The sequence below is a fragment of the Inhella crocodyli genome, assembly GCF_004004565.1.
Taxonomy (GTDB): domain Bacteria; phylum Pseudomonadota; class Gammaproteobacteria; order Burkholderiales; family Burkholderiaceae_C; genus Inhella; species Inhella crocodyli.
Genome location: NZ_SACM01000001.1, coordinates 1,034,437 through 1,055,012 on the forward strand (window position 1 = coordinate 1,034,437; position 20,576 = coordinate 1,055,012).

Sequence of the window (20,576 nt, forward strand, 5' to 3'; positions counted from 1 at the left end):
CCGATCAACGCGATGCCGCCGGCGCCGCTGCAGGGGCAGCGCCGAAGCGGCGCACCTTCTGGTTGGCCGCCAGCACATGCGTTCCGGCGGTCACGATTTCCTGCTTGGGGGAAAGCCCCGAAAGCACCACGACTTCGTTGCCGTCGGCGCCACCGACTTCCACCGCTTGGGCCTTCAAGGTCATGGTGCTCGGACTCAGCACCCAAACATGCGGCCGGCCTTGCGACTCGAACACCGCCGACATCGGCACCTTCACGACCCCCGACAGCTTGCCTGGGTTGAACACCACCGTGGCGGTTTGACCGAGCTTGACCTCATCGGCCCGCCCAATGTCGGCTTTGACCAAGAAGGTCCGCGTGACCGGGTCGGCCGACTCGGCCAACTCTCGCAACGTGGCCGGCAAGGGCTCTTCCCGGCCCCAGATTCGGACCTGGAGGCCCGCCGATTCGTTTTTCAGTTGGCGGCGCAGCAGCGCCACTTGGTGCTCCGGCACTTGGAACACCACGTCACGCGGCCCATCGTGGGCCAAGCGCAAAACCGGCGTGCCCGCTGCGACCACCGTGCCCGGTTCGGCGTCAACGCTGGTGATCAGGCCCGCCGCATCGGCTTCCAAGTCCCCGTAGTCGGCCTGGTTGCGCTGCGCTTTGGCCTGGGCTTGGGCCTGCTCCCACTGCGCTTGGGCCGCCGCCAGCGCCACTTCGCGCCGCTCCAACTCGGCACCGCTGATGAACCCTTGGGCCTTCAGCTCGCGGAAGCGTTTGAGGTCGGCGGCCAGCTGGTCGCGGTTGCTGCGCGCGGCCCGCAGCGCGGCATTGGCGGCTTCCGCGGCCAAGGCCAGGTCTTGCCCGTCCAAGCGCATCAACACCTGCCCGGCCTTGACGCGGTCGCCCAGGCTTACCTTGCGCTGCAAGACCTTGCCGGGCACCCGAAAGCCCAGTCGGCTCTCGGTGCGTGCGCGCACATCGGCGGCGTACTCAAACACCTGCCCGGCGGCCACGGTTTCCACCACCATCGTGCGCACGGCCCGCTCCGGCGCCGGTGGCGCTGGCTTCGGACCGCAAGCGACCAAGGCCCCCAAGGTGACCAGCACGACCCACGCCCCGACTGGGCGGCTCACGGGGGTCGTCTCACGGGGCTTGGAATCCGGCATGGGGCACCTCTTCTCACGGGGTTGGCACGTCCCATGTTCAGGGGATCGCGCGTCAGCGTGGGCTACTGTATCGGCTGCCTCCCACGCAACTGGCGACAATGCGGCGTGAATCCCACTGTTGATCCCGCACGCTTGGCGCAGCGGCACCGCGCCGAGAACTTTCCCGTTGCGAGTTGGCTGTGTCCACCCGCGCTGCGCCCCCCCATCCTGGCCGTCTACCGCTTTGCCCGCGAGGCGGACGACATCGCCGATGAAGGCGACGCTCCAGCGAGCACCCGGCTGGCCGCGCTGACCGCGATGCGCAGCCAGCTTCACGCCATGGCCCGGGGGGAACCCACCGACCCGCGCCATGCCGACCTGGCCCAAGCCACGCAGCAATGGCAACTGCCCTTGGGCGAACTCCACGCCCTGCTCGACGCCTTCGAGCAAGACGTGCGCGTGCAGCAGTACCCCGATCGCACCGCCTTGCTGAGCTACTGCGAACGATCGGCCAACCCCGTTGGCCGCTTGGTGCTGCACCTGGCCGGTGTTCACGACGCCGAGTCGCGACGGGCATCGGACGCCATTTGCACCTCGCTGCAACTCATCAACTTCTGGCAGGACGTCAGCGTGGACCGCCTGAAGCCGCGCGTGTACCTCCCTGCCGAGGATCTGGCGCGTCACGGCGCAAGCGTGGCCCAGGTTTTGGCGGGCCAAGACAGCCCTGGCCTGCGCGCGACACTCAAAGACATGAACGCCTGGGCCTTGGACTTGATGCGTCAAGGCGAGCGCCTCCCCCAGCGGGTTCCCGGTCGGCTCGGGTGGGAGTTGCGGGCGGTCATCGAAGGCGGGCGGCGCATCGCAGAGAAAATCGTCGCCATGGACCATGCCACCCTTCTCGCCCGGCCGCGTTTGCGCGCCTGGGACGCGCCCCGACTGCTGTGGCGCGTCGTTCGCTTCCGCCCCGCCGCATGACACCCAACCAGTACGTCGAGGCCAAGGCCGCGCAGAGCGGATCCAGCTTCTATTACGCCTTCAAGTTTCTGCAACCGGCGCAGCGCGAGGCCATCACCGCGTTTTACGCCGTGTGCCGAGAGGTGGACGACGTGGTCGACGAAGTCAGCGACCCCAGCGTGGCCGCCAGCAAACTGGCGTGGTGGCGTCGCGAGGTCGGCGCGGCCTTTTCGGGACAGCCCTCTCACCCCGCCTTGCAGGCCTTGATGCCGCACGCCGCGACCTTCGGCATCGAGGCGCACCACGTGCTGGCGGTCATCGAGGGTTGCGAGATGGACTTGCAGCAAACGCGTTACCTGGACTACGCCGGTCTGCAGCGCTACTGCCACCTGGTGGCCGGCGTGGTGGGCGAAGTCGCGAGCGGCATCTTCGGACGCACCGACCCCCAAACCACGGCCTACGCCCACCGCTTGGGCTTGGCGCTGCAACTGACCAACATCATCCGAGACGTGGGGGACGACGCGCGGCGCGGCCGCATCTACCTGCCGGTGAACGAGTTGCAGCAGTTCGGGGTCACGGCCCAGGACATCCTGAAGCGGGAGGCGCCCTGGGGTTACAGCGAGCGCTTCACCGCCCTCATGCGCTTCCAAGCGGCCCGGGCGCACCAGGCCTACGACGAGGCCCTGGCCCTGCTGCCCGAAGCCGACCGCCGCACTCAAAAGCCTGGTTTGATGATGGCCAACATTTACCGCAGCCTGCTGCGAGAAATCGAAGCCGGCGGATTCCAGGTGCTCCATCAACGGATCGCGCTCACGCCGTTGCGCAAGGTGTGGATCGCCATGAAGACCAATTGGCGCGGGCGTTGAGGCAGCGACTGTTGGTCATCGGCGGCGGGTGGGCCGGTCTGGCCGCCGCGGTGCGAGCCACCGCGGCCGGTGCGCAGGTCACCGTGCTCGAGATGGCCCCTCAACTCGGCGGCCGCGCCCGTTCTTGGCAAGACGAGGCCGGTGCCTGGCGCGACAGCGGCCAGCACATCTTGATCGGCGCTTACAGAGACACCCTGGCCTTGATGCGCACGGTGGGCGCCGACCCCGAGCGCCTGCTCAAGCGCGAGCCCCTCACCTTGGTCGATCCCATGGGCCGCGGCTTGCGTTGGCCGCGCCAAAGGCATCCCGTGACGGCCGCGATGCAGGCGGTCGCAGGCCACCCGCTTTGGGGCTGGCGGGAGCGGTGGGGCTTGATCCGTTGGGGCCTGCGGCAGATCGCGCGTGGCCTGAGGGCCCCCTCCGGGTGGAGCGTGGCGCGTTGGTGCGAAGGCTTGCCGCCGGCCGTCCGGACCCAGTTGATCGACCCCCTTTGCATTGCCGCCTTGAACACGCCCACCGACACCGCCAGCGCGGCGGTGCTGATGCGGGTCCTGCGGGACGCCTTGCTGGGCGGACGGGGGGCCTCGGACTTGCTGCTGCCCGCCGCCCCGCTGCAAGAACTGTTGCCCGCCAGTGCCGAAGCCTGGCTGCGCAGTCGCGGTGCGGTCGTCAGGGTCGGGGCCCGTGTCAAATCGCTGTCGCATGAAGGCAGACTTTGGCGCTGCGACGGACACGAGGTCGAGGCGGTGATCCTGGCCTGCAGCGCCAACGAAGCGGCGCGCTTGACGCAGTCCCTGGCCCCCAATTGGTCGGCCCAGGCCGCTGCGCTGCCGGCAGAGGCCATCGCCACCGTCGAGTTCCACGCGCCGGGGGCATGCTTGGCCGCCCCCATGGTGGCGCTGTCGGGAGGGCCGGCGCAGTTCGTGTTCGATCTCGGGCAAATCGAAGGCGGTGCGGGCACCCGCCAAGGGCGGTACACGGCCGTGGCCAGCGCCGTCGCGTCCGAATTGGCCCGGGACGGCCTGGAGACCGTCGCCCAGCGCATTCACGCCCAAGTGGCGGCCCAAGTGCCGGGCTTGGAAAACGCCCAGCGAACCCACGCGCATGCCGATCGGCGGGCCACGTTCGCTTGCACGGCGCAATTGCAGCGCCCATCGGCCGAAATTCGACCGGGTCTCTGGGCCGCGGGCGACTACGTGGACGGCCCCTACCCCGCCACCTTGGAAGGGGCGGTGCAGGCGGGCTTGCGCGCCGCCGAAGGGGCCATGACCCACAATCCGCGCCCATGAGCCGCGCCCCTGCCCCCGCCGACACCGCCAGCCCGGCCATCCAGGTGCTCGAGCGCGCCTTCGCGCTCTTGGACGTGCTGGCCCGCCACACCGACCCGGTGCCCTTGAAAGACCTGGCCCAGGCCACGGGCCTGCACCCGTCGACGACGCACCGCATCCTCAACGACCTGACCCTGGGGCGGTACGTCGACCGCCCCGAGCCGGGCAGCTACCGCTTGGGCATGCGCTTGTTGGAGCTGGGCAATTTAGTCAAGGCGCGCTTGGACGTTCGCGACGCCGCCTTGGACGCCATGCGCGAGCTGCACAAGCACACGCACCAACCGGTGAACCTGTCGGTCCGGCAGGGCGACGAGATCGTGTACATCGAGCGCACCTACAGCGAGCGCTCGGGCATGCAAGTCGTGCGAACGGTGGGTGGCCGAGCGCCCCTGCACCTGACTTCGGTGGGCAAGCTGTTTCTGGCGGCCGACGAGCCCGCCCGCGTGCGGGCCTACGCCACCCGAACCGGCCTGGCCGGCAACACGCGCAACAGCATCACCGACTTGGCCCGTCTGGAGCGTGAGCTGGCCCAGATTCGCATGCGGGGCGTGTCCCGCGACGAAGAGGAGCTGGAGGTGGGCGTGCGCTGCATGGCCGTGGGCATCTACGACGACCAGAGCAAGCTGGTCGCTGGCCTCTCGATTTCCGCGCCGGCTGAGCGTTTGGAAGAAAGCTGGGAGCCGCGCCTGAAAGAAACCGCCGCGGGCATCTCGGCCGCGCTGGGCTACCGCGGCTGAGGCCTCAGGGCGCCTTCTTCGCCTCGCCCACGATCCACTTGCGCACCCGCTCGGCATCGCCGATGCGGCTGTACTTGCCGGCCGAGTCCAGGAACACCATCACCAGGCGCCGGCCGGCCATGTGGGCCTGCATGACGAGGCACTGCCCGGCTTCGCTGATGTAGCCCGTTTTTTGCAGACCAATGTCCCAGACCGGACTGCGCACCAAGCCATTGGTGGTGCCGAACGAGGTTTCACGCCGGCCCACGCGAACCGTCGTGCTTTCCGAAGTCGACAGTTCGCGGATGAGCGGCACCGTGTAGGCCGTCTTGACCAAGCGCGCCAAGTCGTGCGCGCTGCTCTGGTTCTGGCTGGACAGGCCCGTGGGCTCCACGTAGCGCGTGTCGCGCATGCCCAGCAGCTGCGCCTTGGCGTTCATGGCCGACACGAAGGCCGACAAACCGCCCGGGTAGTGACGACCCAGCGCATGTGCCGCACGGTTTTCGCTGCTCATCAGGGCCAAGTGCAGCATTTCGCCGCGCGTCAGGCGGGTGCCCACCTGCAGGCGCGAGCGGCTGCCCTTTTCGGTGTCCACGTCGTCTTGCGTGACCGTCAGGACCTCGTCCAGAGGCAATTGCGCTTCGGTCACCACCAGGGCCGTCATCAGCTTGGTGATGGAAGCGATCGGCAGAACGGCGTTGTCGTTCTTGGCCAGCAAAACCTCTTCGGTGTCTTGGTCCATGACCAAGGCCACGCTGGACTTCAGCGCCAAGGGGTCGTCGGTGTGTTGCAGGCCGGCCAACTGCCCGAAGGAAGGCTTGGCCGGCACCACCACCGCGGCCTTGGTGGCCCGCTTGCGAACCGGGGCTTGGGCTTTGGCCTTGGCGGGCACTTTGCGCACCGAGGGTTTGGCGGGAGTGCTCTTCGCCTTTTGGCTGCTGGCGGACTTGCTCTGCGCCTGAGCCGATTGAAGGCCCAGGCTTGCATCGCCCAGGGACAGGCCCAAAGCCACCAAGAACACCGCCAAACCACGCATCCTGAAACCCTCCGAAACAGGGACTCGAGTGTAAGCGCCAGACTGAAACTCAATCAAGGACAAGCACTTACATGCGATACCTGAGGTTCCCTGTGAAAACCCGCACGGTTGCGATGCAAAAGCTAGGGTTACCCCTGTGCCGCCACCCGCTCGCCCTTGGCGCGCAGCTTGTTCAACGCATTGAGGTAAGCCTTGGCCGACGCCACGATGATGTCGGGATCGGAGCCGACCGCGTTGACGACGCGCCCACCCAACTGCAGGCGCATGCTCACTTCACCCTGGCTCTCGCTGCTGCCGCTGCTGATGGCGTTGACGCCGTACAGAAGCAACTCCGCGCCGGATTGCACTTGGCTTTCGATGGCGCGCACGCACGCGTCCACCGGCCCGTTGCCATCGCTTTCGGCGCGGAACTCCTGACCCCCACCGGCGAACACCACGGCCGCATGCGGGCGCTCGCCGGTCTCGCTGCGCTGGGCCAAGGACACCAAGTGGTAGTCCTCGTCGCTTTGGTGTTCGGCCTGCTCGTCCATCACCAGGGCCAGGATGTCTTCGTCAAACACCTCGGCCTTGCGGTCGGCGAGGTCCTTGAAGCGGGCGAAGGCCTCGTTGACTTCGGACTCGGACTCCAGCGTGATGCCCAATTGCTCCAAGCGCTGCTTGAAGGCGTTGCGACCGCTGAGCTTGCCCAGCACGATCTTGTTCGCCGCCCAACCCACGTCTTCAGCGCGCATGATTTCGTAGGTGTCGCGCGCCTTGAGCACGCCATCCTGGTGAATGCCCGAGGCATGCGCGAAGGCGTTGGCGCCCACCACGGCCTTGTTCGGCTGCACCACGAAGCCGGTGGTTTGGCTGACCAGGCGCGACGCTGCCACGATCTGGCTGGTGTCGATGTTCACGTTGAGGCCGAAGTGGTCGCGGCGCGTCTTGACGGCCATGACCACCTCCTCCAAGGAGCAGTTGCCGGCCCGCTCGCCCAGCCCGTTGATCGTGCACTCGATCTGGCGCGCGCCACCGATCTTGACCCCGGCCAGGGAGTTGGCGACGGCCATGCCCAAGTCGTTGTGGCAATGCACGCTCCAGATGGCCTTGTCGCTGTTGGGCACGCGGGTGCGCAAGTCCAGGATGAACTGCCCGTACAACTCGGGGATGCCATAGCCCACGGTGTCGGGGATGTTGATGGTCGTCGCACCCTCGGCAATCACGGCCTCGATCACGCGGACCAAGAACTCGGGATCGCTGCGGTAGCCGTCCTCGGGGGAAAACTCGACGTCGTCGCAGTGCTGGCGGGCAAAGCGCACGGCCAACTTGGCCTGCTCCAGCACCTGCTCACGGGTCATGCGCAGCTTCTTCTCCATGTGGAGTTCGCTGGTGGCGATGAAGGTGTGGATGCGCGCCGCGTTGGCGCCACGCAAGGCTTCGGCGGCGCGGCCGATGTCGCGGTCGTTGGCGCGAGCCAGCGAGCAGATGCGGCTGTCTTTCACCACGCTCGCGATGGCCTGCACGGCCTCAAAGTCGCCCGGGCTGGCCGCGGCGAAGCCGGCCTCGATCACGTCCACCCGCAGGCGTTCCAACTGGCGGGCGATGCGCAGCTTCTCGTCCTTGGTCATCGATGCGCCGGGCGACTGCTCGCCATCGCGCAAGGTGGTGTCAAAGATGATCAACGAATCGGCCATGAGGCACTCCAAGGGAACTGGAAAAAACAAAACCCGCCAAGCTGGGGGCCGGGCGGGTCACGTGGATTCAGGCGATGCGGCCGCTCTTGGCCGCGCATGCATCAGCGCACCCGGGACTCCAGGGCTAGTAGCAGGGCGCGCTCGATGACTTGCATGGCATCGAATGTATCAGGGCGAGATTTCGTCAACGGTGCAGGCCCGCTTCGTCCGGCTCGTCGGTGCTGGTGGCGATCAGGCTCGCGTGACGGCCCTGCCACTTGCGCCGGGCGTACTCCAAGTAGCCCGACAGGCTGTAGCAGCAAAACAGCGCAAACAGCGCGATGGGGGTGTGGCTGGCCACCAGGGCGATCAGGATCACCAAACCCACGAGCAGCGCAAAAGGCACGGTGCGCTTCAAGCTGAAATCTTTGAAGCTGTAAAACGGGGCATTGGTCACCATGGTCAGGCCGGCATACAGCGTGATGCCCAGCATCGTCCACTCCAGCCATGGGTGCTCTTGCGGCAACCAACCCGCGTCCACCGCCAGCCACAGGGAGCCGGCCACCAAGGCGGCTGCAGCGGGGCTCGGCAAGCCTTGGAAGAAGCGCTTGTCGATGACGCCGATGTTGGTGTTGAAGCGGGCCAGGCGCAAGGCGGCGCAGGCGCAGTACACGAAGGCGGCGATCCAGCCCCATCGCCCCAAGTCTTTCAGCGCCCACTCGTAGACCACCAAGGCCGGGGCCGCGCCGAAGCTGACCATGTCGGACAGGCTGTCCATTTGCTCGCCGAAGGCCGACTGGGTGCCCGTCATGCGAGCCACGCGGCCGTCGAGGCTGTCGAGCACCATGGCGCAAAAGATGCCAATCGCGGCGTTTTCAAAACGGCCGTTCATGGCCATCACGATCGCATAGAAGCCGCCGAACAGCGCGGCCAGGGTGAACAGGTTGGGCAGCACGTACAGGCCCTTGCGGGGTTTGCGGGGTGCGGCCTCCAGGTCGGAATCCTGGAACTCGGGGTGCGGGGTGTTCATCGGGCGCCACTGTAACGAGGCCCAGGCCCGCTTCAAAGCGCCAAGCGTCGGCGCACGCCGTCCGCCTCCATGGACGCGCCCGGTCCGCGCATGACGACCTCGCCGCGCTCCAGCACCAGGTACTGGTCGGCCAACTCGGCGGCAAAGTCGTAGAACTGCTCCACCAGCACGATGGCCATGGTGCCCTTGGCCGCCAGATGCCGGATGACCCGGCCGATGTCCTTGATCACGCTCGGTTGGATGCCCTCGGTCGGCTCGTCCAGCAGCAGCACCTTGGGACCGGCGGCCAAGGCGCGGGCGATGGCCAGTTGCTGCTGTTGGCCGCCGCTCAGGTCGCCGCCCCGGCGGTGCTGCATCTGTTCCAGGACCGGGAACAACTCGTACAGGTCCGGCGGTAGGGGCGTGCTGGCCGGGCACGGGGCGAGGCCCATGCGCAGGTTGTCGAGCACCGACAGGCGCCCAAAAATCTCGCGGCCCTGGGGCACGTAGCCGAAGCCCGCTCTGACGCGGGCATGACTGGGCAGCTTGGCGAGCTCCAGCCCGTCCAGCCGAATGCACCCCTGGCTGCTGGGCACCACGCCCATGAGCGTCTTGAGCAAGGTGGTTTTGCCCACCCCGTTGCGGCCCAACAGCACCGTCACTTCGCCAGCGCGCAAGTCCAGGTCGATGCCGCGCAAGATGTGGGAGCCGCCGTAGTGCTGGTGCAGGCCCTCGACGCGAAGAAGTGGGTCGGTGGCGACCGCAGGGAGGCTGGGAGCACGATCAGCGGCCAAGGTACACCTCCACCACCTGCTCGTTGGCCTGGACCTCGGCCATGCCCCCTTCGGCCAGCACCCGCCCTTCGTGCAGGACCGTGACGCGGCGGTGGGCGCCGGCCAGTTGCTGCACGAAGGGCATGTCGTGTTCCACGACCACCAGGGAGTGCTTGCCCTCCAGGCTCAAAAACAGCTCGGCGGTGCGCTCGGTTTCTTCGTCGGTCATGCCGGCCACGGGCTCGTCCAGCAGCAGCAGGATCGGGTCCTGGGCCAGCAGCATGCCAATCTCCAACCACTGCTTCTGGCCGTGGCTGAGCAAACCCGCGCTGCGGTCGGCCTGGTCCCACAGGTGCACTTGCATCAGCAACTCGTCCAGCCGGTCGCGTTGGGCGCCGCTCAGGCGGGCGCGCACCGCGTGGCGCGCGCGGCGGTCGCCCTTGAGGGCGAGCTCGAGGTTCTGCTGCACGGTCAGGGCCTCGAACACCGTGGGCTTCTGGAACTTTCGGCCGATGCCGGCCTGGGCGATGGCGGGCTCGCTCATCAAACGCAGGTTCAGGTTGCTGCCGAAGTACAAGCGCCCGCTGTCGGGCCGGGTCTTGCCGGTGATGCAATCCATCAGCGTGGTTTTGCCCGCGCCGTTCGGGCCGATGACACAAAGCAGCTCACCCAAGCCCACGGTGAGCGACAGCCCGCCCAAGGCCTGGAAGCCGTCGAAGCTGACGCGCAGGTCTTCCACGTACAGGGCCACGCCCTGATTGAACACGGGGCGGCCGCCATGGGCCACTTGGGTTTGCAGCCGCGCTCGGGCCTGGGCCCCGGCTTCCATCAACTCGGGCGTCATCGCCGCACCTTCTTGCGCAATTGGGCGAACAGGCCCACCAGGCCCTGAGGCAAAAACAGGGTCACCGCGATGAACAGCGCCCCCAACACGTACAGCCACGCCTCGGGCAGCCACACGGTGAAAACCGATTTGCCGCCGTTGACAAAGAACGCGCCCACGATGGGCCCGATCAGCGTGCCGCGGCCGCCCACCGCGGCCCAGATCGCCATCTCGATGCTGGCAGCCGGGCTCATCTCGCTCGGATTGATGATCCCCACCTGCGGCACGTACAGCGCCCCGGCCACGGCACACATCAGCGCAGACAGCACCCACACCGACAGCTTGTAGGCCACGGGGTCGTAGCCGCAGAAGCGCACGCGGCCTTCGGCGTCGCGAATGGCCTGCAGCACCCGCCCGTAGGGGCTTTGGACCAGCGCGCGCGCCAACAAGAAGCAAGCCACCAGCACCCAGCCGCTGAGCACGCACAGCACCACGCGCATGCCCGGCTCGTTCAAGGCAAAACCGGCCAGGCGCTTGAAGTCGGTGAAGCCGTTGTTGCCGCCAAAGCCCGTCTCGTTGCGGAAGAAGAGCAGCATGGCCGCCACGGTGAGGGCCTGCGTGATGATGGAGAAGTACACGCCTTGGATGCGACTGCGGAAGGCGAAGTAGCCGAAGACCCAGGCCAAGGCACCGGGCACCAACAGCACCAGCAGCAGTTGCAAGGCCAGGCTGTCGCTCCAGGCCCAGTGCCAGGGCAGCTCTTTCCAGTTGAGGAAGACCATGAAGTCGGGCAGGTCCGACTGGTACTGCCCCTCGCGGCCGATCTGGCGCATCAGGTACATGCCCATGGCGTAGCCGCCGAGCGCAAAGAACAAGCCGTGGCCGAGCGACAGGATGCCGGTGATGCCCCAGATCAGGTCGATGGCCAGCGCGCACAAGGCGTAGCAGAGGAACTTGCCCAGCAGCGTGACGTAGAACTCCGGCAGGTGCAGCAGGTGACCGGGGGGCACTAGCAGGTGCAGCACGGGCACCAGCACGGTCAGCCCCAGCACGGCAGCCAGCAGCAGGGCCCAGCCGCGCGGGCCGAGCAAGGCGGGACGGGCAGCGAGCTCGCGCATCAGTCGGCACTCCGGCCCTTGAGGGCGAACAGGCCTTGGGGCTTCTTCTGGATGACCAGGACGAGCAGCAGGAGCAAGGCGATCTTGGCCAGCACCGCGCCTTGCCAACCTTCCAGCAGCTTGCCCAGCACGCCCAGGCCCAGTCCGGCATAGACGGTGCCCGCCAGCTGACCGACGCCGCCCAGCACCACGACCATGAAGGCATCCACGATGTAGGCCTGGCCCAGGTCGGGACCGACGTTGCCGACCTGAGACAAGGCACAACCCGCCAAGCCGGCGATGCCCGAGCCCAGTGCAAAGGCCAGGGTGTCGACGCGGGCGGTGTTCACGCCCAGGCACCCGGCCATGCGGCGGTTCTGCGTCACGCCTCGCACCATCAGGCCCAAGCGCGTGCGTGCCAGCAGCCAGGCCATGCCAGCCAACACCAGGGCTGCGAAGGCGATGATGGCCAAGCGGTTGTAAGGCAGGGTGAAGTTGGGCAGCAACTGCCAGCCCCCGCTCAAGAAGCCCGGGTTCTCCACCGCCACGTTCTGCGCCCCGAAAAGGCTTCGCACCGACTGCATGAGGATCAGGCTCAGGCCCCAGGTGGCCAGCAGGGTTTCCAGCGGTCGGCCGTACAGCCAACGGATGACGCTGCGCTCCATGGCCGCGCCCACCGCGGCAGCCACCAGGAAGCTCACGGGCAAGGCCACCAACAGGTAGGCGTCAAACGCACCGGGCGGCAACCACGCCCGGAAGGCCTGCTGCACCGCCCAGGTGGCGTAGGCGCCCACCATCAACAGCTCGCCGTGGGCCATGTTGATCACGCCCATCAGCCCGTAGGTGATGGCCAGGCCCAGCGCCACCAGCAACAGGATGGAGCCCAGGCTCAGGCCGCTGAACAGCAGCTGGGCGCGCTCGCCCCAGGCCAGGCGCGCGGCCACTTGGTCGGCGGCGCTTTGCAAAGCGCGCTTCACGCCAGGGTCCGCTTCGGTGGCCAGGCGCTCCAACAGCAGGGCGCGCTTGGCGGGCTCGGCCGACTTCGACAGCAAGCCGGCGGCGGCGGTGCGCAGCGCCGGGTCGGGCGACGACAAGCGGGCCGCAGCGACCAAGCCCTCCAGTTGCGCCTTCAGGGCGGGATCGGCTTCCGCAGCCCAAGCCCGTTCCAGCAAGGGAAGGCGCGCCGCTTCGGTGTCGTCGCGCAGCACGTTCAGGGCGGCGGCGCGCACGCTGGCCTGGGGGCTGAAGAGGTTCAAGCCTGCCAGGGCCGACTCGATCTCGCGGCGCATGCGGTTGTTGACGATGGGCTCTTCGGCATCGGCCGGGGCTGCGCCGTCAGGCGGCAACACCCAGGCCTGCCCGTTCCGCACGCGGACGCGCCCTTCCTGCAGCGCTTGCAGGAAGGGCGCGAGCTGCGGGTCGCCTTGGGCGACCGCTTCGTTCAAGGCCGCGATGCGCGCATCGCCCTCCCCCGCCGCGATGCGATGGGCCATGGTCGGGTCAAGCGCCAACGCCGGCAAGCTCAAGCAGGCAAGGCAGACCAAAAAGAGCAATCGAAGGAGCATCTGGGTGCCAACGGAGAGGCAGCGGGCAGCAGAACGAGGCCCCCAAGCGGCCGCCGTGGAACTGGCTTTGCCAGGCCACAGGCGGTGCCCCCTTGAGAGGGCCGGCGATGCCGGTACGGGGTGGGCCTACGTCACTTCTTCTCGGGCTCGTTCTTCTTGCCCTTGTTCTCAGGGATGTAGTCGCTCCACGGGTCGGCCACCACGGGGCCGGGCGTCTTCCACACCACGTTGAACTGGCCGTCGGCCTTGACCTCGCCGATGAACACCGACTTGTGCAGGTGGTGGTTCTTCTCGTCCATCTTGGACGTGATGCCCGAGGGCGCGGTGAAGGTCTGGCCCGCCATGGCGGCGATGACCTTGTCGGTGTCGGTGCTCTTGGCCTTGGCCACGGCCTGCGCCCACATGTTCACGCCGATGTAGGTGGCCTCCATCGGGTCGTTGGTCAGCGGCTTGTCCTTGTGGCCGGGGATGTTCTTGGCCTTGGCGTAGGCCGCCCACTTCTTGATGAAGGCATCGTTGGTGGGGTTCTTGATGCTCATGAAGTAGTTCCACGCGGCCAGGTGACCTTGCAGGGGCTTGGTGTCCACGCCACGCAGTTCTTCTTCGCCCACGCTGAAGGCCACCACCGGCACGTCGGTCGCCTTCAGGCCCTGGTTGCCCAGCTCTTTGTAGAAGGGCACGTTGCTGTCGCCGTTGATGGTGGACACCACGGCGGTCTTCTTGCCCTCGCTGGAGAACTTCTTGATCTTGGCGATGATCGACTGGTAGTCGCTGTGGCCGAAAGGCGTGTACTCCTCCAGGATGTCGCTCTCGGGGATGCCCTTGCTCTTCAAGAACGCGCGCAAGATCTTGTTGGTGGTGCGGGGGTACACGTAGTCGGTGCCCAGCAGCACGAAGCGCTTGGCGCCACCGCCGTCCTTGCTCATCAGGTACTCCACCGCGGGAATGGCCTGCTGGTTGGGCGCCGCGCCCGTGTAGAACACGTTCTTGCTCAGCTCTTCGCCCTCGTACTGCACCGGGTAGAACAGCAAAGAATTGGTTTGCTCGAACACCGGCAACACCGACTTGCGACTCACCGAGGTCCAGCAACCGAACACCACGGCCACCTTGTCTTGGCTGATGAGCTGCTTGGCCTTTTCGGCGAACAGCGGCCAGTTGGAGGCCGGGTCCACCACCACGGGCTCGAGCTTCTTGCCGAGCACCCCGCCCTTGGCGTTGATCTCGTCGATCGCCATGAGCACGGTGTCTTTCAACACCGTCTCGGAGATGGCCATGGTGCCGGAGAGCGAGTGCAGCACGCCCACCTTGATGGTGTCGGCGGCCCAGGCGGGCACGGCGAGCAAGGTGGCGGCAGCCAGGCTGATGGAACGGAGCGCAGAACGGCGAAGCATCGGGAGTCCTCCAGGGTTGGGGTGGGGATCGAACGGGTTCCACCCAGGCTTGCGCAAAGGTCGTGCCATGCCCGCCGCGCCGGTTACACGGCGGGACCGCGCGACCTTGGTGCGGTGCAGCAAAACGGCGCACCTCGCCGGTGCACAGACCCCCCCATTGCGTGCAGATGGCACCAGCAAGGGCTGGCCCGAACCTTGCAACGGCTGCGTACCATCCCTCACCTAGAAGCCCGCCGCCCACGCCCATGGACCTCACGCCGCGCGAGAAAGACAAGTTGCTCCTGTTCACGGCCGCGCTGCTGGCCGAACGGCGCAAGGCGCGGGGCCTGAAGCTCAACCACCCCGAGGCGGTGGCCTACATCAGCGCCGCCATCTTGGAGGGCGCGCGCGACGGCAAGACCGTCGCGCAGTTGATGAGCGAAGGACGCCAGGTGCTGCGGCGCGACGAGGTGATGGACGGCATCCCGGAAATGATCCCGGAGATCCAGGTGGAAGCCACCTTCCCCGACGGCACCAAGCTGGTGACCGTGCACCAACCCATCGCCTGAGAGCCGACGCCACCATGGTCAAGCAATTGCGCCTGTTCACCGTCACTGCACCCCTGGCCCTCGTGCCTGCCCTGGCCTACGCCCACAGCGGCGACCACGGCATCGCCGGCTTTGCCGCCGGCTTCGCCCACCCCTTGAGCGGGCCGGACCACCTCGCCGCCATGTTGGCGGTGGGGCTGTGGAGCGCCTTGGCCAAGGGCGAACTCAAGCGCGCCGTGTGGGCGCCGCTGGTGTTCGCTTTGGCGTTGCTCGCAGGTGCTGCTGGAACCATGCTGCTGGGTTGGGCGCCGCCCTTGGTGGAGCCCGGCATCGCGGTCTCGCTGCTGGGCCTGGGCCTGCTGGTGGCCTGGCGGGTGGACCTGCCGCGCGGCGCAGGCCTGGGCCTGACCCTGGCCTTCGCCTTGGCGCACGGCGCCGCGCACGGCCACGAATTGCACGGCGCCGCCGCGCTGGCCGGCATGGTGCTGGCCACTGCCGTGCTGCACAGCGCCGGCTTGGCCTTCGGCCTGTTGATGCGCCCCACGGCCATGCGCTGGAGCGAGGGCCTGGGGGCCACCTTGATGACCTTCGGCGCGCTGCGCTTGGCGGGGGTGCTGTGAACGTCCCGGGCGAGCTGCTGACCGACGACGGCGACCTCGTCCTGAACCCGGGGCGCCGCACCCTCACGCTGAAGGTCGCCAACACCGGCGATCGCCCCATCCAGGTGGGCTCGCACTATCACTTTGCCGAAACCAACGCGGCCCTGGCCTTCGACCGGGAACTGGCCTTGGGCATGCGCCTGAATATTTGCAGCGGCACCGCCGTGCGCTTCGAGCCCGGCCAAAGCCGCACAGTGGAGTTGGTCGACCTTGGGGGCGACCGGCAGGTGTGGGGCTTCCGCGGCCTCGTCAACGGAGCGCTGTGATGGCCACCCTCAGCCGCCGCGCTTACGCCGAGATGCTCGGCCCCACCGTGGGCGACCGCCTGCGCCTGGCGGACACCGCCTTGGTGATTGAAGTTGAACAGGACTTCACCCTGCGCGCCGGCGGCTACGGCGAAGAGGTGAAGTTCGGCGGCGGCAAGACCGTGCGCGACGGCATGGGCCAAAGCCAGCGCCCGAACGGCCCCACGGCCGCCGATGCGGTGGACACCGTCATCACCAACGCCGTCATCGTCGACCACTGGGGGATCGTCAAGGCCGACATCGGCCTGCGCGGCTGCCGCATCGCGGCCATCGGCAAGGCCGGCAACCCCGACGTGCAACCGGGCGTCGACATCGTCATCGGCCCGGGCACGGAGATCATCGCGGGCGAGGGCTTCATCGTCACCCCCGGCGCCATCGACACGCACATCCACTTCATCTGCCCGCAGCAGATCGAGGAGGCGCTGATGTCGGGCGTGACCACCATGATCGGCGGCGGCACGGGCCCGGCCACGGGCACCCTGGCCACCACCTGCACGCCAGGGCCGCAGCACATCAGCACGATGCTGAAAGCGGCCGATGCCTTCCCCATGAACCTCGGCTTCCTGGGCAAAGGCAACGCCAGCCGCCCCGAAGCGCTGGTGCAGCAGATCGACGCCGGCGCCATCGGCATGAAGCTGCACGAGGACTGGGGCACCACGCCCGCGGCCATCAGCAACTGCCTGGACGTGGCCGAGCTGACCGACACGCAGGTGGCCATCCACACCGACACGCTCAACGAGAGCGGCTTCGTGGAGGACACCATCGCCGCGTTCAAAGGCCGCACCATCCACAGCTTCCACACCGAAGGCGCGGGCGGCGGCCACGCGCCCGACATCATGAAAGTGGTGGGCGAGGCCAACGTGCTGCCCTCCTCCACCAACCCCACGCGCCCGTTCACCATCAACACGCTGGACGAGCACCTGGACATGCTGATGGTGTGCCACCACCTGGACGCCGGCATCGCCGAGGACCTGGCCTTTGCCGAGTCGCGCATCCGCAAGGAAACCATCGCCGCCGAGGACATCCTGCACGACCTGGGTGCCATCAGCATGTTCTCGTCCGACAGCCAGGCCATGGGCCGCGTCGGCGAGGTCGTGATCCGCTGCTGGCAAACGGCGCACAAGATGAAGGTGCAGCGCGGCAGCTTGCCCGGCGACACGGACCGCCATGACAACGCGCGGGTGAAGCGCTACATCGCCAAGCTGGGCATCAACGGCGCGCTGGCGCACGGCGTGGCGCACGAGGTGGGCAGCATCGAGGTGGGAAAGTGGGCCGACCTGGTGCTGTGGAAGCCGGCCTTCTTCGGCGTCAAGCCCGCGCTCATCTTGAAGGGCGGCTTCATCGCCGCGGCCGCCATGGGCGACCCCAACGCCAGCATCCCCACGCCGCAGCCGGTGCACTACCGGCCCATGTTCGGCAGCTTCGGCGGGGCGCTGGCGCAAGGCTCGCTCACCTTCGTGTCGCAGTCGGGCCAGGCCCACGCCGAACGGCTGGGCTTGAAGAAAACCTTGAGCGCCGTGCGCGGTTGCCGGACCGTCCGAAAGGCCGACATGGTGCACAACGCGTACCTGCCCCAGATGGAGATCGACGCGCAAACCTACGAGGTGCGCGCCGACGGCGTGCTGCTGACCTGCGAGCCCGCCAACGTGCTGCCCATGGCGCAGCGCTATTTCCTGTTCTGACGCGGGGCCCAATTCCGCACGGCCCACGCGGGCGCCGGCTTCGGCGACGATGGCAGCGATGAAACGACGTCACCTCCTCCAAGCCAGCGTCACCCTGTCCGCGGGAGCAGCCGCCACCGCGGCCAGCGGACCGGCCCCGGGTCTGCCCGACTTCCCTTGGCGAGAGGCCGATGCCACCCAACTGGCCGCGGCGCAACGCGAAGGCCGCGCCACGGCCCTGGGCCTGACGCAGGCCTACCTGGCCCGCATCGCCGCGCTGGACCGCGCCGGCCCGCAGTTGCGCAGCGTGATCGAGCTCAACCCCGAGGCCGAGGCCATCGCCGCCGGTCTGGACGCCGAGCGGGCCGCCGGCCGGGTGCGCGGCCCGCTGCACGGCCTGCCCGTGCTGCTGAAGGACAACATCGCCACCGGCGACCGCATGGCCACCTCGGCCGGCTCCATCGCGCTGGCCAGCGCACCGGCCGCGAAGGACGCCCCGCTCGTGGCCCGCCTGCGGGCCGAAGGGGCGGTGATCCTGGGCAAGACCAACCTGTCGGAGTGGGCCAACTTCCGGGGCAAGGCCTCCGTCAGCGGTTGGAGCTCGCGCGGCGGCCAAACCCGCAACCCCCATGCGCTGGACCGCACGCCCAGCGGCTCCTCCTCGGGCACCGGCGCTGCGCTGGCGGCCCACTTCGCCGCACTGGGCGTGGGCACCGAGACCGACGGCTCCATCACCTCGCCCGCCTCGGTGCAAGGCCTGGTGGGCATGAAGCCCACGCTGGGCCTGGTATCGCGCCGCGGCGTGATCCCCATCGCCCCTTCGCAAGACACCGCCGGCCCCATGTGCCGCAGCGTGGCCGACGCCGCCTTGCTGCTCTGGGCACTGGCCGGCGTCGACCCCGGCGATCCCGCCACCCAGGCCCAGCAAGGCCACTTCGACCGAGATACCCTGCTGCAGCTGCCACCGCAGGCCCTGCGTGGGGCCCGCTTGGGCGTGGCCACCAACTTGGTGGAAGGGCACGGCCGCGCCACCGTGGCATTGTTCGAGTCCGCGTTGCAGCAACTGGAAGCCGCGGGCGCCACCCTGGTTCGCGCCCCCCTGCCCCAGTGGCCCGCGATGGCCTCGGGCGAGTTGGACGTGCTGCTGCACGAAATGGCCCCGGCGATGGCTTCCTACCTGGCCGAGTTCGCGCCCAATGCCCCGTTCAAGACCTTGGCAGATCTGCTGGCCTTCAACCGCGCGCACCCCGAGACCTTGGCGCTCTTCGGCCAAGAGTGGTTCGAGGCCTCGGTCGCCACCGTGGCCGCGGGCGGCCTGAAGGCTCCGGCCTACCGCAAGGCCCTGTCCAACGGCCGGCGGTCGGCGCGTGCCTTGGGCATCGACGCCCTGATGCGCCAGCACAGCCTGGTGGCCATCGTGGCCCCCACCACCGGCCCGGCCGGCTTGATCGACCCCGTCAAGGGCGACCAGGACGGCACCCCCTCGGCCACCACCCCAGCGGCCGTGGCCGGTTACCCCCACGTCACCGTGCCCATGGGCCAGGTGCAGGGCTTGCCCGTCGGTTTGTCGTTCTTCGGCACGGCCTGGAGCGACGCCCGCCTGCTGGCCCTGGCCGCCGATTACGAACAGCGCAGCCGCCTGCGCCGCGACCCGGCCTTCCGGGCCAGCGCTGGCGTGGCTTGACCCGAACACAAGAACCACCTCCCATGCTTCACGCTTCCAAACGCATCGCCGGCGGCGCCGGCCTGGCCCCCGCCCTGCTCAAGCGCGCACCCACGCTCGACCTCGACTGGGACACCCGCCAGAAAAGCCGCTTTGGCGCCACCGACAGCGCCGGGCGCGAACTGGCCGTGCTGCTGCCGCGCGGCAGCGTGCTGCGCGGCGGCGACGTGCTGGTGCTCGACGACGGCTCCCTCGTCCGCGTTCAAGCCGCCCCCCAGCCGGTGCTGCAGGTGCGGCATTGCAGCGCCCACGGCAGCCCCTTCGACCTGCTGCGCGCCGCGTACCACCTGGGCAACCGCCACGTGCCACTGGAACTGCAGCCCGACCTGTTGCAACTCGAACCCGACCCGGTGCTGGCCGAGATGCTGCGGCGCCAGCACCTGATCGTGGCCGAGGCGCAAGCCGCCTTCGAGCCCGAGGCAGGTGCCTACGGCGAGGGGGCGGGGCACGGCCATCACCACGGCCATGGCCACTCGCACGACCATGACCATGAGGGCACCCATGCGCACAGCCCCGCGCCTGCCCCAGCGCGCAAAACCATCGCCATCCCGGTGGTGGCCGCGGCGCCGGCGCACGTTCACGGCCCAGGTTGCGGTCATGACCACGGGCACTGACGCGAGCGCCAGCGGCGCGCTGCTGCACCTGCTGTGGCTGGCGTCGCCCGCCCTGCCGGTGGGCGGCTTCAGCTACTCCGAGGGCCTCGAAGCCGCGGTGGACGCCGGCGTGGTGCACGACGAAGCCAGCGCCGCCGCTTGGCTCTTGAACCAACTGACGCTGGTGCAAGCCCGTGGCGAATTGCCCGTCGCCGCGGCGGCGCACCAAGCGGCCTTGGCGGGCGACGCCGAGCGCCTGGCAGCGCTCAACGCCTGGGTGCTGCAAACGCGCGAGGCGTCCGAGTCGCTCCAGCAAACGCAGCAGATGGGCCGCAGCCTGCTGGTGTGGTTGCAAGGCCTCGTGCCCGAGGCTCCGGTGCTGCCCCTGCTGCAGGCGCTCGCGCCCGCCCCCACCTGGCCGGTCGTCATGGGCTGCGCCGCGGCCACGCGCGGCGCGGCGCTGGCGCCCGCGCTGCAAGCCATCGCCTTCGGCTGGGCCGAGAACCTCACCCAAGCGGCCGTGCGCGTGGTGCCCCTGGGCCAAACCGCCGGCCAGCGCTTGTTGGCACAGCTCGTGCAAGCCATTCCAGCGGCGGTGCAAACGGCGCTGGAGGCCTCCGAGCCGCTGGCCTTCGCCCCCATGCTCGGCATCCACGCCGCGCGCCACGAAATCCAGTACTCGAGGTTGTTCAGATCGTGAGTCCCCCGTCTTCGGCGCCGCGCGCCTTCGCCACCCCCCAAGGGGGCCAGCTCCCGCTCGGGAGCGGCC

Annotated in this window: 20 protein-coding genes; 11 read left to right on the forward strand and 9 right to left on the reverse strand. The window is 68.5% G+C overall.

Going from position 1 to position 20,576, the window contains the following annotated elements; genetic code table 11:
• Positions 1–4: 4 nt before the first annotated feature.
• Positions 5–1,117 carry an efflux RND transporter periplasmic adaptor subunit gene (locus EOD73_RS04775; RefSeq protein WP_240660594.1) on the reverse strand — a complete coding sequence of 371 codons (1,113 nt, stop codon included), beginning with the start codon at positions 1,115–1,117 and terminating at the stop codon, positions 5–7.
• Between the two features lie 138 nt (positions 1,118–1,255).
• On the opposite strand from EOD73_RS04775, the gene hpnC reads away from it, so the two are divergent.
• Genes hpnC through EOD73_RS04790 form a run of 4 tightly spaced genes read left to right on the forward strand, consistent with a single transcriptional unit; the run spans position 1,256 to position 5,014 of the window.
• Positions 1,256–2,104, forward strand: coding sequence for a squalene synthase HpnC (gene hpnC / locus EOD73_RS04780; RefSeq protein WP_240660595.1), 849 nt, complete (start codon positions 1,256–1,258; stop codon positions 2,102–2,104).
• Complete coding sequence (gene hpnD, locus EOD73_RS17710) at positions 2,101–2,949, forward strand: presqualene diphosphate synthase HpnD (protein WP_240660596.1); 849 nt, start codon at positions 2,101–2,103, stop codon at positions 2,947–2,949. The genes hpnC and hpnD overlap by 4 nt, the downstream gene beginning before the upstream one ends.
• Complete coding sequence (gene hpnE / locus EOD73_RS17715) at positions 2,865–4,238, forward strand: hydroxysqualene dehydroxylase HpnE (RefSeq protein ID WP_375137434.1); 1,374 nt, start codon at positions 2,865–2,867, stop codon at positions 4,236–4,238. Before hpnD ends, hpnE begins: the two co-directional genes overlap by 85 nt.
• Positions 4,235–5,014: an IclR family transcriptional regulator gene (locus EOD73_RS04790; RefSeq protein ID WP_127681354.1), complete on the forward strand. Its 780-nt coding sequence runs from the start codon at positions 4,235–4,237 to the stop codon at positions 5,012–5,014. Before hpnE ends, EOD73_RS04790 begins: the two co-directional genes overlap by 4 nt.
• 4 nt (positions 5,015–5,018) lie before the next feature.
• On the opposite strand, the gene pbpG is transcribed toward EOD73_RS04790, so the two are convergent.
• From pbpG to urtA, 8 genes are all read right to left on the reverse strand, one after another.
• Positions 5,019–6,029: a D-alanyl-D-alanine endopeptidase gene (gene pbpG / locus EOD73_RS04795; RefSeq protein WP_127681356.1), complete on the reverse strand. Its 1,011-nt coding sequence runs from the start codon at positions 6,027–6,029 to the stop codon at positions 5,019–5,021.
• A gap of 128 nt (positions 6,030–6,157) precedes the next feature.
• Positions 6,158–7,702, reverse strand: coding sequence for a 2-isopropylmalate synthase (locus EOD73_RS04800; protein WP_127681358.1), 1,545 nt, complete (start codon positions 7,700–7,702; stop codon positions 6,158–6,160).
• Between the two features lie 184 nt (positions 7,703–7,886).
• Complete coding sequence (gene pssA / locus EOD73_RS04805; protein ID WP_127681360.1) at positions 7,887–8,711, reverse strand: CDP-diacylglycerol--serine O-phosphatidyltransferase; 825 nt, start codon at positions 8,709–8,711, stop codon at positions 7,887–7,889.
• Positions 8,712–8,743: 32 nt separating this feature from the next.
• On the reverse strand, positions 8,744–9,484 hold the full coding sequence (gene urtE / locus EOD73_RS04810) for an urea ABC transporter ATP-binding subunit UrtE (protein WP_127681362.1): 741 nt from the start codon (positions 9,482–9,484) through the stop codon (positions 8,744–8,746).
• Complete coding sequence (gene urtD, locus EOD73_RS04815; RefSeq protein WP_127681364.1) at positions 9,474–10,307, reverse strand: urea ABC transporter ATP-binding protein UrtD; 834 nt, start codon at positions 10,305–10,307, stop codon at positions 9,474–9,476. The genes urtE and urtD overlap by 11 nt, the downstream gene beginning before the upstream one ends.
• The gene (gene urtC, locus EOD73_RS04820; protein ID WP_127681366.1) at positions 10,304–11,404 is read right to left on the reverse strand and encodes an urea ABC transporter permease subunit UrtC; all 1,101 of its coding nucleotides are present in this window, start codon (positions 11,402–11,404) and stop codon (positions 10,304–10,306) included. The genes urtD and urtC overlap by 4 nt, the downstream gene beginning before the upstream one ends.
• Positions 11,404–12,948, reverse strand: coding sequence for an urea ABC transporter permease subunit UrtB (urtB, locus tag EOD73_RS04825; RefSeq protein ID WP_127681368.1), 1,545 nt, complete (start codon positions 12,946–12,948; stop codon positions 11,404–11,406). The genes urtC and urtB overlap by 1 nt, the downstream gene beginning before the upstream one ends.
• Positions 12,949–13,079: 131 nt before the next feature.
• Entirely contained in the window at positions 13,080–14,339 is a 1,260-nt protein-coding gene (gene urtA / locus EOD73_RS04830) for an urea ABC transporter substrate-binding protein (protein WP_127681370.1), read from the reverse strand.
• A 245-nt stretch (positions 14,340–14,584) separates the two neighbouring features.
• Between urtA and EOD73_RS04835 the strand changes: the two genes are divergently transcribed.
• From EOD73_RS04835 to EOD73_RS04865, 7 genes are read left to right on the forward strand one after another with little or no spacing between them, the layout of a single operon-like run.
• Positions 14,585–14,887: an urease subunit gamma gene (locus EOD73_RS04835; RefSeq protein WP_127681372.1), complete on the forward strand. Its 303-nt coding sequence runs from the start codon at positions 14,585–14,587 to the stop codon at positions 14,885–14,887.
• Positions 14,888–14,901: 14 nt separating this feature from the next.
• Positions 14,902–15,486 (forward strand): HupE/UreJ family protein, encoded by a 585-nt coding sequence (locus EOD73_RS04840; protein WP_127681374.1) that lies wholly within the window; start codon positions 14,902–14,904, stop codon positions 15,484–15,486.
• Positions 15,483–15,791, forward strand: coding sequence for an urease subunit beta (locus EOD73_RS04845; RefSeq protein ID WP_127681376.1), 309 nt, complete (start codon positions 15,483–15,485; stop codon positions 15,789–15,791). The genes EOD73_RS04840 and EOD73_RS04845 overlap by 4 nt, the downstream gene beginning before the upstream one ends.
• Positions 15,791–17,512: an urease subunit alpha gene (gene ureC / locus EOD73_RS04850; protein WP_127681378.1), complete on the forward strand. Its 1,722-nt coding sequence runs from the start codon at positions 15,791–15,793 to the stop codon at positions 17,510–17,512. Before EOD73_RS04845 ends, ureC begins: the two co-directional genes overlap by 1 nt.
• 58 nt (positions 17,513–17,570) lie before the next feature.
• On the forward strand, positions 17,571–19,175 hold the full coding sequence (locus tag EOD73_RS04855) for an amidase (protein WP_127681380.1): 1,605 nt from the start codon (positions 17,571–17,573) through the stop codon (positions 19,173–19,175).
• Between the two features lie 23 nt (positions 19,176–19,198).
• Positions 19,199–19,828: an urease accessory protein UreE gene (ureE, locus tag EOD73_RS04860; protein WP_127681382.1), complete on the forward strand. Its 630-nt coding sequence runs from the start codon at positions 19,199–19,201 to the stop codon at positions 19,826–19,828.
• Positions 19,812–20,507: an urease accessory protein UreF gene (locus EOD73_RS04865; RefSeq protein WP_127681384.1), complete on the forward strand. Its 696-nt coding sequence runs from the start codon at positions 19,812–19,814 to the stop codon at positions 20,505–20,507. The genes ureE and EOD73_RS04865 overlap by 17 nt, the downstream gene beginning before the upstream one ends.
• Positions 20,508–20,576 lie beyond the last annotated feature (69 nt).

Coding starts and splice junctions, on each gene's coding strand:
- hpnD (WP_240660596.1), top strand. CDS start 2,101: ATGACACCCAACCAGTACGTCGAGGCCAAGGCCGCGCAGAGCGGATCC.
- EOD73_RS04790 (WP_127681354.1), top strand. CDS start 4,235: ATGAGCCGCGCCCCTGCCCCCGCCGACACCGCCAGCCCGGCCATCCAG.
- pbpG (WP_127681356.1), bottom strand. CDS start 6,029: ATGCGTGGTTTGGCGGTGTTCTTGGTGGCTTTGGGCCTGTCCCTGGGC.
- EOD73_RS04800 (WP_127681358.1), bottom strand. CDS start 7,702: ATGGCCGATTCGTTGATCATCTTTGACACCACCTTGCGCGATGGCGAG.
- pssA (WP_127681360.1), bottom strand. CDS start 8,711: ATGAACACCCCGCACCCCGAGTTCCAGGATTCCGACCTGGAGGCCGCA.
- urtD (WP_127681364.1), bottom strand. CDS start 10,307: ATGACGCCCGAGTTGATGGAAGCCGGGGCCCAGGCCCGAGCGCGGCTG.
- urtC (WP_127681366.1), bottom strand. CDS start 11,404: ATGCGCGAGCTCGCTGCCCGTCCCGCCTTGCTCGGCCCGCGCGGCTGG.
- urtB (WP_127681368.1), bottom strand. CDS start 12,948: ATGCTCCTTCGATTGCTCTTTTTGGTCTGCCTTGCCTGCTTGAGCTTG.
- urtA (WP_127681370.1), bottom strand. CDS start 14,339: ATGCTTCGCCGTTCTGCGCTCCGTTCCATCAGCCTGGCTGCCGCCACC.
- EOD73_RS04835 (WP_127681372.1), top strand. CDS start 14,585: ATGGACCTCACGCCGCGCGAGAAAGACAAGTTGCTCCTGTTCACGGCC.
- EOD73_RS04840 (WP_127681374.1), top strand. CDS start 14,902: ATGGTCAAGCAATTGCGCCTGTTCACCGTCACTGCACCCCTGGCCCTC.
- ureC (WP_127681378.1), top strand. CDS start 15,791: ATGGCCACCCTCAGCCGCCGCGCTTACGCCGAGATGCTCGGCCCCACC.
- EOD73_RS04855 (WP_127681380.1), top strand. CDS start 17,571: ATGAAACGACGTCACCTCCTCCAAGCCAGCGTCACCCTGTCCGCGGGA.
- ureE (WP_127681382.1), top strand. CDS start 19,199: ATGCTTCACGCTTCCAAACGCATCGCCGGCGGCGCCGGCCTGGCCCCC.
- EOD73_RS04865 (WP_127681384.1), top strand. CDS start 19,812: ATGACCACGGGCACTGACGCGAGCGCCAGCGGCGCGCTGCTGCACCTG.